Annotated in this window: 9 protein-coding genes; 6 read left to right on the top strand and 3 right to left on the bottom strand. The window is 71.5% G+C overall.

Features of this window, described 5'->3' with window-relative positions:
* Together QZX79_RS08110 and QZX79_RS08105 are read right to left on the bottom strand one after the other, a co-directional pair.
* Positions 1-1,477 (bottom strand): DUF58 domain-containing protein (locus QZX79_RS08110; protein ID WP_294567374.1); only part of this gene is annotated, 1,477 nt, incomplete at its 3' end.
* Entirely contained in the window at positions 1,446-2,477 is a 1,032-nt protein-coding gene (locus tag QZX79_RS08105; RefSeq protein WP_294567372.1) for a MoxR family ATPase, read from the bottom strand. The genes QZX79_RS08110 and QZX79_RS08105, both read right to left, overlap by 32 nt.
* A gap of 184 nt (positions 2,478-2,661) precedes the next feature.
* Here QZX79_RS08105 and QZX79_RS08100 point away from each other — a divergent pair, with 184 nt between their 5' ends.
* Entirely contained in the window at positions 2,662-3,651 is a 990-nt protein-coding gene (locus QZX79_RS08100) for a TatD family hydrolase (RefSeq protein WP_294567370.1), read from the top strand.
* Positions 3,652-3,801: 150 nt separating this feature from the next.
* On the opposite strand, the gene QZX79_RS08095 is transcribed toward QZX79_RS08100, so the two are convergent.
* Positions 3,802-4,005, bottom strand: a complete 204-nt coding sequence (locus QZX79_RS08095) for a hypothetical protein (protein WP_294567367.1) — start codon at positions 4,003-4,005, stop codon at positions 3,802-3,804.
* 22 nt (positions 4,006-4,027) lie between these two features.
* Here QZX79_RS08095 and QZX79_RS08090 point away from each other — a divergent pair, with 22 nt between their 5' ends.
* The 5 genes from QZX79_RS08090 to QZX79_RS08070 all read left to right on the top strand — a co-directional run.
* Entirely contained in the window at positions 4,028-5,194 is a 1,167-nt protein-coding gene (locus QZX79_RS08090; RefSeq protein ID WP_294567365.1) for a resuscitation-promoting factor, read from the top strand.
* Between the two features lie 62 nt (positions 5,195-5,256).
* Positions 5,257-6,126: a 16S rRNA (adenine(1518)-N(6)/adenine(1519)-N(6))-dimethyltransferase RsmA gene (gene rsmA / locus QZX79_RS08085; protein ID WP_294567363.1), complete on the top strand. Its 870-nt coding sequence runs from the start codon at positions 5,257-5,259 to the stop codon at positions 6,124-6,126.
* Positions 6,127-6,172: 46 nt separating this feature from the next.
* Positions 6,173-7,144, top strand: coding sequence for a 4-(cytidine 5'-diphospho)-2-C-methyl-D-erythritol kinase (locus QZX79_RS08080; RefSeq protein ID WP_294567361.1), 972 nt, complete (start codon positions 6,173-6,175; stop codon positions 7,142-7,144).
* Positions 7,145-7,182: 38 nt separating this feature from the next.
* A complete protein-coding gene (locus QZX79_RS08075) occupies positions 7,183-9,006 on the top strand; it encodes an ABC-F family ATP-binding cassette domain-containing protein (RefSeq protein ID WP_294567359.1) in 1,824 nt (607 codons plus the stop codon).
* A gap of 118 nt (positions 9,007-9,124) precedes the next feature.
* On the top strand, positions 9,125-10,916 hold a 1,792-nt coding region (locus tag QZX79_RS08070), incomplete at its 3' end, for an Hsp70 family protein (protein ID WP_294567357.1).

The following is a 10,916-nucleotide window of genomic DNA, read 5'->3' as shown; positions in this document are numbered from 1 at the left end:
CCGGCATGTCGGCGCGCGGGGAGGCGGCGGCCGCATGCCAGCCGGCGGTGCGCAGGATGTCGATCGAGGCGGCGGCCTCGGCCGGCCGGTCGACGACCACGAGGGCCAGGGCCGCCGATCCATAGCCGGAGGCGGTGGCGAGGCTCCGCGCCTCCTCGGACGTGAGCAGTCCGAGGACGGCTATCAGCGGGCCCCGGTGCCGGGTGGACGCGGGCCGGTCGAGCAGGTCGTCGCCGAAGGGGGAGCCGGGGTCGTGCTGGGGGTCCTCCCGGCGGGAACCGCGGCCCGTCTGGACCGCCTCCGGGGATCCTGCCGGGCTGCTCCCGCTGCGCCGCCGCACCGGGCGGCGGGCGGGACCGGCCCCCGCAGCGGTGCTCCCGCTGCGCCGGCCGCCGTCATGGGCGGGGCCGAGCGCCGCAAGTCCCTCTGCGATGGCGGCCAGCGCGCCGGGGCCCTGGAATTCCTCATCCCCGGGGAAGGGAGCGGAGGGGGACCGCAGCAGGGCGGGGGCCCCGTGGTGGTCAAGGAACCGCAGCGCGTAGCTGCGCTCCAGCAGGTGCGCGCTGATCGACACCGCCGCCGTCACGGCCCATTCAAAGGCCGGGATCGTGTTGATGCCCGCCCCGCCGTGGCCGGAATCGGCGCCGAACACGGCGTTGAAGCCGTAGCTGAAACTGGACTGCCGCTGGTCCATCAGGAGCGTGGCCTCGGGCGTGGTCACCGATTCCTCCTGCCGCACCATCAGCTCGTTGTGGCGGGCCGTGGCGGCCCAGTGCACGCGGCGCATCGAATCCCCGTGCCGGTACTCGCGCGTCATCACGTCGTCGTCGCTGGGGTTCGCCTGGCGGCGGGTGGCGGCGGTGCCGTCGGTGCCGCGCGATCCGGAGAGCGGGGCGGCCACCAGATCCAGCGGCGCCGGGGTCACCACGAGGGAATCGGGGTGTCCGAGGAGGTGCCGGGAGGTGCCCAGCCCGAAGGGGTCGGTGAACTGCGCGGTCACCGGGCCGATGTCGAAGAGGCCGCGGGTTGAGGAGCGGAGGCGGTACTCATAGAGGCTCACCCCGTTGCGCGTCGGATTGCGCGAGGGGAAGGTGAACTGCGGGGCGCGCCCGAAGCGCGGCGGCACGTGTTCCTCCATGGTGACCGGCGGCCCCGGCGGGCCGTTGGAGGCCACGGCCAGGGAAACAGTGGTCGTGGAGCCGGTCTCCATGGTGGAGGGGGCGAAGCTGCGCTCGATGGTGAACCGCGGCTTGATCAGCCGCAGCATCAGCACCGAGAGGGCCGGAAGGCAGGCGAGGAAGACCCCCACATAGAGCAGGTCGCGGCGGCCCAGGATCTGCGCGGCCAGCAGCGCCGCACCGCCCGCGATCACGAAGCCCCACCCGCGCTGGGTCAGGACGTTCGTGGGGAGTCGGTCGAGCAGCGCCATGGCCGGCCGGACCCCGTCAACGGCCCCGGGTCCCGGCCCCGCGCGCATCACGCGGAACCGGCACCTTCGACAGCACGTTCTCGACGACGGAGGCCGCGGTTTCGCCTGCGCTGGCGGCCCGCCGGTCGAGCATCAGGCGGTGGGCGAGGACGGGACCGGCCATGGCCGTGATGTCATCGGGAAGGACGAAGTCCCGGCCTTCGAGGGCCGCGGTGGCCTTGGCCGCGCGGAGCAGTTGAAGCAGGGCCCGCGGGCTGGCACCTAGCCGCAGCCGCTGGTGGGTACGGGTCGCAGCACCCAGGGCCACCGTGTACTCCTTCACCGCGGGGGAGACGTAGACGGTGCGCACGGAGGCCATCATGGCCGCGATGCCCGCGGCCGTGGTGGAGGGCCGGACCTCCGCCAGGGGCGAGAGGGACTGGTGGGTCTCCAGCATTTCGATTTCGGAGCGGGCGTCTGGGTAGCCCATGGAGATGCGGGCCATGAAGCGGTCCCGCTGGGCCTCCGGCAGCGGATACGTTCCCTCCATCTCGATGGGGTTCTGGGTGGCGACGACCATGAACGGATCACCCAGGGCGTGGGTGCGCCCGTCGACGGTGACCTGGTGTTCCTCCATGCACTCAAGCAGCGCCGACTGGGTCTTGGCCGAGGCCCGGTTGATCTCATCGCCGATCACGATGTTCGCGAACACCGGACCGGGACGGAACTCAAAGCGGCGCGAGTCCTGGTTGTAGATCGATACCCCGGTCACATCGGAGGGCAGCAGGTCCGGGGTGAACTGGATGCGGTTCACGGTGCAGTCGATGGTGCGCGCCAGGGTCTTGGCCAGCATCGTCTTGCCGACCCCCGGCACGTCCTCGAGCAGCAGGTGTCCCTGCGCCAGCAGCACCGTCAGGGCCAGCCGCGCCGCATCGGGCTTGCCGTCGATCACCGTGTTGATCGAGTCGAGAATCCCCGACGCCACCGCGGCAAAGGACTCAACCGCCGGGTCCTGTCCCGCCGCGCCTGACAGGTGGGAATCCTCGACGGTCGTGTTCTGGACGTCCATGGGTGCCTTCCGCGCTTCGGCAGCTACGGGTCGGAGTCCGGCGGAGAGCGGCCGGAGAATACGACGCGCAGGCGATGACCTCGGCGACCGCCACGGTGGGCGTGCTTTGGCTGACTAGATACTTAGATTACTAGGTCAACCTCCCGCGCGGGTGGAAAGTTCCCGGGCTGGATAGGCTGGGGCCATGAGCAACAGTTCCGCGTACTCTGCAGGCTCCATCCCGGGGCCCTACCGGCCGGCCGGCGCGCCCGATGACACCTCCGATGACACCACCGGCGCCCCCGGTTCCGGTCCGGCCCCGGTGAGGGCACGGAAGTCGGAGGGCGATGGGGGCCAGCGCCGGAAACTCGACTACCCGCCGCTGCCGGAGCCGCTGCCGATTCCGGTGATCGACAACCACACCCACCTCGACTTCCGCGACGGGCTGGTCGAAGTCAGCCTGCGCGCGGCCCTGGACGCGGCGGAGGCCGCGGGGGTAGCCGGGGTGGTCCAGGTGGGCTCGGACCTTGAGTCCTCACGCTTCACCGTGAAGGCCGTCGATGCCGATCCGCGGATCCTCGGCGCCGTGGCCCTCCACCCCAACGACGCTCCGAAACTCGCAGCCGAGGGTTCGCTCGAGGAGGCGCTCGAGGAGATCGAGCAGCTCGCGGCGCACCCGCGCATCCGGGCCATCGGCGAGACCGGCCTCGACTACTTCCGCACCCCCGAGGAGGGCATCGAGCGCCAGCGTTACTCCTTCCGGCGCCACCTCGACATCGCCAAGCGCCTCGGCCTCGCCCTGCAGATCCACGACCGGGATGCCCACGACGACGTCGTGGCCACCGTCCTCGAGGAGGGTGCGCCGGAGCGCGTGGTGCTCCACTGCTTCTCCGGCGACGCGGCCCTGGCCCGGATCTGCAACGAGAACGGCTGGTACATGTCCTTCGCGGGCACCGTCACGTTCAAGAACGCGGGCAACCTCCGGGAGGCCCTGGCCATCGCCGACCCCTCGCTGATCCTCGCCGAGACGGACTCCCCGTTCCTCACCCCGCACCCGTACCGGGGCCAGCCGAACGCGTCCTACGTGGTGCCCTACACGGTGCGGGCCATGGCCGAGGTGCTCGGCGCCGACCTCGAGGAGCTGTGCGGGCGGATCCTGGCAAATTCCACCGCCGTCTACGGTTCCTGGGACTGATCGGTTCCCCACGGACAACCGGTTCCTGGCTGATCGCTGCCGTCCGGCGGGACGCAGCGGAAAACAGGGCGTGACGCAGCCGGGGCCGGTGGGACGGATGAACGCAAGGGTTTGGAGCTGAGGTCACGGCGCGGTTACGGTTAGCACCTGTTAGCCGGGGTCGGGGAAGGCATTCGGACTGACACCGCCTGCGGCATCGCTGGCGGCGGAGCACCAGTGCTCCGCCGCCGCCTCCACGGGCACCTCCAGCAGCTCCGGGCCGTCCGCGTGCCCGGTGGTGAGCCGTGCGCCCTGCGCTGTCGGCAGGCTCCGGTTCCCGCGCTGCGATTCCCCGTGCCCGGAGACTTCGTACATGGGGGACCCGGTGGGGAAAAGGGTGCGCAGGCACTGGCTGAAGCGGACGGGCCAGACGGTGGTGATGATGAGCCTCGTCTCGGGGCTCGTCGCCTTCGTCGGCAACGGGAAGCAGGTCGAACTCACCGTCGAGGGCCGCACCTCGACGGTGCAGACCTACGGCGGCACGGTAGAGGAGATTCTGGCCAAGGCCGGGGTGCCGCTGGGTCCGCACGACGTCGTCGTCCCCGCCCGCACGGCGCAGGTTCCCGACGGCGCCGCGATCGAGGTGCGCAGGGCGCAGGAGATCGACCTGATCCTCGACGGCGTCCGCTCGACGCACCCCACCACGGTGAGGACCATCGGGGACCTGCTGGCCGAGCTGGGACTGGACCGCACCGCGACGGTGTCGCTGCCGCCCGCCACCGAACTCTCCGCAGTGGATTCGGCCATCACCATCCGGACCCAGAAAAGGGTGACCCTCACCGTGGGCGGAACCACTTCGGTGCGCGCCACCTCGGCCGTCTGGCTCCCGGAACTGCTGGCCGAGGCGGGAATCACCCTCGGGGCGGAGGACCGCATCTCCGTTCCGGCCTCCGCTGCCGTCATCGACGGGCTCGGCGTGAAGATCACCCGCATTACGAGCAAGGCCACCCGAACGCTCACCGAACCCATCGCCTTCGAAAGCGTCGAGACCGAGGACCCAGGGCTTCCCCGCGGCGAGCGGAAGGTCACCGTCGCAGGCGTCGACGGTGAGCACACCAGCGTCTACGCCGTCCGCCTCGAGGACGGCAGGGAGGTCTCCCGCCGGCTGCTCAGCCGCAAGGTCACCCGGGAACCGGTCCACGAGGAGATCGCCGTCGGAACCCGCCCCGCCGCCAAGCCCCGCCCCGCCGCCAAACCCCGGCCCGCCGCAGCCCCCGCGAAGGAGGACGGCCGGCCCGCCGGGGGACCGGCCCCGCAGGGAAACGTCTGGGCCGCGCTGGCCGAGTGTGAGTCCGGGGGGAACTGGTCGATCAATTCCGGCAACGGCTACTACGGCGGCCTGCAGTTCAGCGGGCCGAGCTGGCTGGGCGCCGGCGGCGGCAAATACGCACCGCTGCCGCACCTTGCCACCCCGGCGGAGCAGATCGCCACGGCCGAGGTGCTCAAGGGCAACGGCGGCTGGGGCCACTGGCCCTCCTGCGCCTCGAAGCTCGGCCTGCGCTGAGCCCGGGACGGGCCCCGCTGAACCGGCGGAGGCCGGCCGGCGGCTACCATAACTAGGTGACAATGCCTTCGACACCGCCGCCGCCCGCACCGCTGCTCGGTGCAGCCGACATCCGCCGGCTGGCTGCGGAGCTCGACATCCGGCCCACCAAGACGCTCGGCCAGAACTTCGTGATCGACGGCAACACCATCCGCCGGATCGTCGCCGCGGCCCAGCTGGGCGAGGGCGAGACGGTGCTCGAGGTGGGCCCCGGGCTGGGCTCGCTGACCCTCGGCCTGCTCGACGCCGCCGAACGCGTCGTGGCCGTCGAGATCGACCCCGTCCTGGCCGGCCGGCTTCCGGCCACGGTGCGGCAGTGGCGCCCGGAGCGGGCGGCCGCGCTCGACGTCGTGCTGGCCGATGCCCTGCGCGTCACCGAGCTGCCGCACCCGCCGACGGCCCTGGTGGCGAACCTGCCCTACAACGTCGCGGTGCCCGTGGTGCTGAACCTGCTCGCCCGCTTCCCGTCGCTGCGTTCGGGCCTGGTCATGGTGCAGGACGAGGTGGCCGACCGGCTCGCCGCGGGTCCGGGGTCGAAGGTTTACGGCGTCCCCTCGGTCAAGGCGGCCTGGTATGCGCGGATGTCCAAGGCCGGGGTGATCGGCATGAACGTCTTCTGGCCCGCGCCCAAGATCGCCTCCGGGCTGGTGCGCTTCACCCGGCACGACCCGCCGGCCACGACGGCGTCCCGCGAGGAGGTCTTCGCCGTCATCGACGCCGCGTTCGCCCAGCGCCGCAAGACCCTGCGGGCGGCCCTGTCCGGCTGGGCCGGCAGCCCCGTCCTCGCGGAGCAGGCCCTCGTGCGGGCCGGCGTCGACCCCACGGCCCGCGGCGAGGTGCTCGACATCGCCGCCTACGCGCGGATCGCCGAGGGGAAAGCCCTTCCCGCCTGACGGCCGCGATTTTCCGCACGGAAGCCGGTGATCTAAGTTTGACCCTATGGAGTCGGGAAGAGCTGGACAGTTGCGGGGTGGCCCGCGCAGGGTCCGGGTCCGGGCTCCGGGCAAGATCAACGTCTCCCTGCGGGTGGGCCCTCCCCGCGAGGACGGCTACCACGGGATCGCCAGCGTGTTCCTCGCCGTCTCCCTGTATGAGGAGGTCACGGCGACCCGGGTGGACGGCGACGCCGTCACCGTCAGCGTCAATGGCCAGGGCGCCCTCAACCTGCCCCCCGGCGCGGTACCCCTCGACGCCACCAACCTCGCCGTCCGCGCCGCGCAGTTGCTCGCCGAGGTGAGCCCGGGCTCGACCGGCGTGCATCTCGACATCACCAAGCGCGTGCCCGTCTCCGGTGGGATGGGCGGCGGCTCGGCCGACGCGGCGGCGGCGCTGCTCGCCTGCGACGCCCTCTGGGGCAGCGGCTTCTCCCGGGACGAACTCGCGAAGATCGCGGTGAGCCTTGGCGCCGACGTCCCCTTCGCGCTGCTCGGCGGCACCGCCGTCGGCCTGGGCGTGGGGGAGCAGCTGACCCCTGCCATCTCCAAGACACCACTGCACTGGGTGCTGGTGCCCGCGGACTACGGGCTGTCCACCCCGCAGGTGTACCGGCTGCTCGATGAGATCCGGCTGCGCACCGGGGCGCAGGCGCCGCTCCAGCCCGAAATCGATCCGGCCATCCTCGGCGCGATGCGGGCCGGAAACGCCCCGGCCCTGGCGCCGCTGCTCCACAATGACCTCCAGAAGCCGGCGCTGGAACTCGCGCCGGGCCTTGGCGATATCCTTGAAGCAGGAACAAAGGCCGGAGCCCTTGCGGGGATCGTCTCCGGCTCCGGACCGACCGTGGCGTTCCTGGCCCGCAGCGCGGGGCATGCCGTCGAGCTCGAGTCCCGGCTCGAGGCCGCGGGGATGACCGCCACCGCGGTCCACGGCCCGGCGCACGGCGCGCGGATCGCCACCGACACCGCCGGCTGAGCCAGCCGGCCGACACCCCTTACCGAAAGCAGTTCGCATTGGCACACCTCCTCGGCGCTGAAAACCTCGGCGTCGCCTTCGTTACCCGCACCATCCTCGACGGGGTGTCCCTCGGCCTCGAGGACGGCGACCGCATCGGAATGGTGGGGCGCAACGGCGACGGCAAGTCAACGCTGATGCGCCTGCTCGCCCAGCGCACCACCCCCGACTCCGGGCGGGTCACCCGCCGGCGCGACGTGAGCGTCGGCTACCTCGACCAGACCGATGTCCTCGACGGCTCCCTCTCCGTGGGCGAGGCGATCGTCGGGACCCAGGACGACCACGAGTGGGCCTCAAGCCCCAAAATCCGCGACGTCATGGGCGGACTCGTCTCCGAAGTGGACTGGCACGCGCCGGTCTCCTCGCTGTCGGGCGGGCAGAAGCGGCGGGTGGCGCTGGCGAAACTGCTCATCGGCGACCACGACGTGATCATGCTCGACGAGCCCACCAACCACCTCGACGTCGAGGGCGTGGCCTGGCTCGCCGGGCACCTGTTGCAGCGCTGGCGCCCGACCGAAGGCGGGCTCCTCGTCGTCACCCACGACCGCTGGTTCCTCGATGAGATCAGCACCCGCACCTGGGAGGTCCACGACGCCATCGTCGACGGATTCGACGGCGGCTACGCCGCATACGTCCTCGCCCGCGCCGAACGGGACCGCATGAATGCGGTCATCGAGAGCAAGCGGGTCCAGCTCGTCAAGAAGGAACTCGCCTGGCTGCGCCGCGGCGCGCCTGCGCGCACTGCGAAGCCCAAGTTCCGGATCGAGGCGGCGAACGAGCTGATCGCCGACGTCCCGGAGCCGCGCGATACGCTCGCCCTGAACAAGATGGCGATGTCCCGCCTCGGCAGGGACGTGCTCGACCTCGAGGACATCAGCCTCACCATCGACGCCGGCGGGCAGGAACGCCAATTGTTCTCCAACGTGACCCTGCGGCTGGCACCGGGGCAGCGCCTCGGGCTGGTCGGGGTGAACGGATCGGGCAAGACGACGCTGCTGCGCATGCTCAACGGCGAGGTGGCACCGACCAAGGGGCGGCTGAAGCGCGGCAAGACGGTGCAGACCGCCGTGCTGTCCCAGGAGGTCCGCGAGCTCGACGAGCTGGGGGACAGCCGGGTGATCGAGGTGATCGAGGCCGAGAAGCGCGTCTTCAGCGTCGGCGGCAAGGAGGTCTCGGCCAGCCAGCTCGTCGAGCAGCTCGGCTTCACCAACGAGAAGCAGTGGACCCGCGTCAGCGAACTCTCCGGCGGGGAACGCCGGCGGCTCCAGCTGCTGCGGCTGCTCGTGGGTGAACCGAACGTCCTGATGCTCGACGAACCGACGAACGACCTGGACACCGACACCCTTTCGGCCATCGAGGACGTCCTCGACGGCTGGCCCGGAACCCTCGTTGTGGTCTCCCACGACCGGTACCTCCTCGAACGGGTCACCGACACCCAGATGGCCCTGCTCGGCGACGGGCACCTGCGGGACCTTCCCGGCGGGGTGGACCAGTACCTCGAGCTGAGGCGGGCCGCGCCGTCCCTGGCGGTGACCGGAGCCTCGGCGTCCCCCGCCGTGTCGAAGGACAGCGGTGCAGGGAACGCATCGTCGGAGGCCGACCTGCGCCAGGCCCGCAAGGACCTCGCGCGGATCGAGCGGCAGATCACGAAGATCGATGCCCAGAAGGGCAGGCTTCACCAGCAGATGGAGGAGGCGGGAGCGAAGCCCGATGCCGATTTCGAGTACCTCGCGGACCTGAATGCGAAGCTCAAGGCACTCCAGGAGGAAACCGACGGATTGGAAGAGCAGTGGCTGCTCGCCGCGGAGGTCCTGGGCGAGTAGTCCGCACCTAAATATGAGTAGCGGATACGCGGAATTTCCGTCGTAAGCCGCGGAAGCCCGGTGTTAGCTTGAAGGAACCCCGTGGTGACCGAATACGCTCATTTTTTAGGAATTCTGTATGCCTTACGTCCTAGGCGTCGATATCGGAACGAGTTTCACGGCCGCCGCGATCACCCGCCTTGGCGGTGACTCGGTAGCGACGCCATCGAGTCTGGGCCTGGGACTGCGCGGAGGTGCGGTGCCCACGGTGGTGTTCCTCGGCGAGGACGGGCAGATGCTCGTGGGGGAGGCCGCGGAGCGGCGCGGGCTCGAGTGCCCCGAGCGAATGGTGCGTGAATTCAAGCGCCGGATCGGCGACCCGGTTCCCTTCGTGGTCGGCGGGGTGAGCGTCGCCGCCGAGGACCTGTTTGCCACAATGGCACGCTGGGTCGTGGACCGTGCCGGAGAGCGCGAGGGCGAGCCTCCCGTGGCGGTGACCGTCTCCCACCCGGCGGGCTGGGGCGACCATCGGACGGGCCTGGTCCGGGGCGCGCTGGCCGGCGTGGGGCTTGCCGACGTCATGCTCCTGAGCGAACCGGAGGCAGCCGCCCTCCACTATGCCTCCCAGGAGCGGATCGAGCCGGGCAGCACGATTGCCGTCTACGACCTCGGCGGCGGAACCTTCGATGCCGCGGTGCTGAGCAAGAACGACACCGACACCTTCACGGTGCTCGGGCGGCCCGGCGGCATTGAGCGGCTCGGCGGGGCCGACTTCGACCAGGCCGTCTTTGCCCATGTGGCAGCCGGGGCCGGATCGGCCTTCGCGGACCTCGATGTTTCGGACCCCGGGGTCCTGTCGGCCCTCGCACGGGTCCGCCGGGAATGCACGGAGGCAAAAGAGGCCCTGTCCGCCGACTCCGAGGCGACCATCCCGGTGCTGCTGCCCGGGGCGCACACCTCCGTGCGGCTTGTCCGGTCCGAGTTCGAGTCGATGATCGAGGATCCGGTGCGCTCGACCGTCGAGGTGCTCGCCGGGGTCCTTGAGGCCGCCGGGGTTGAGGCCGCCGACCTCGACGCGATCCTGCTGATCGGCGGGTCCTCGAGGATTCCCCTGGTTGCCGAACTGCTTTCGGAGGAGCTCGAGCGGCCGATCGCCATCGACGCCGACCCCAAGGCATCGATCGCCCTGGGAGCCGCGTTCGCCGCCGCCGGGCTCGTGGAGGAGGACCTCGACGGGGACGACGGGGGAGCGCCGGACGGCGCACCGGGGAGTCCCGAGCGGCCCGCCCTGGCCTCCGGGGCGCCGCCGGTCCTCGCCCCGGCCGGCGCCGGAACCGCCCGTTCCCGGACGGGCGTGCGGATCGGGGCGGTGGCCGTGTCCGTCGCGCTGCTCACCGGTCTGACGGCGACGGCCGCACAGAGCCCGCGGTTCTTCGGGGGCCTGAGCGCCGCCGCGGAGGCCGATTCCCGTACAGGCCCGCCCAGTTCCCCGACCGGAGAGCCGACGGGCGGCGACGGTAATCCGGACGCACCGGACAGGACCTGGTTCTCGCAGCTGACGGATCCGGCCGAGCCGCCGGCTCCGGCCGACGGAGTACCGGCAGGGATTGCCGCGCTCGGACCCGGCAGTGGATTCGGTCAAGCCGCGACGCAGGGGGATGCCGGGGCGGACGATGATGATTCGCTCCCGACCGGAGGGAAGAGCTCTCCTGGCACCACCTCCGCTGACTCTGGGACGGCGGGCGCGGACGGCAGCGGAGAACCGTCCGCCGCGCCGGCCCCCGGAACTCCCGATCCGACTCCGGGCACTCCGCCCGGCTCGCCGTCCCCGTCCCCGGTGCCGGAGCCGACGCCGCCGCCGGTGACCCAGCCGCCGGTGACCCAGCCACCTCCGACGACCGAGCCGACGACGCCGCCGGTGACCCAAACCC

This window comes from uncultured Arthrobacter sp. (assembly GCF_902805515.1).
Classification (GTDB): domain Bacteria; phylum Actinomycetota; class Actinomycetes; order Actinomycetales; family Micrococcaceae; genus Arthrobacter_D.
Note: the sequence above shows the minus strand (reverse complement) of the source record. Positions and strands in the feature narration are given on the sequence as shown.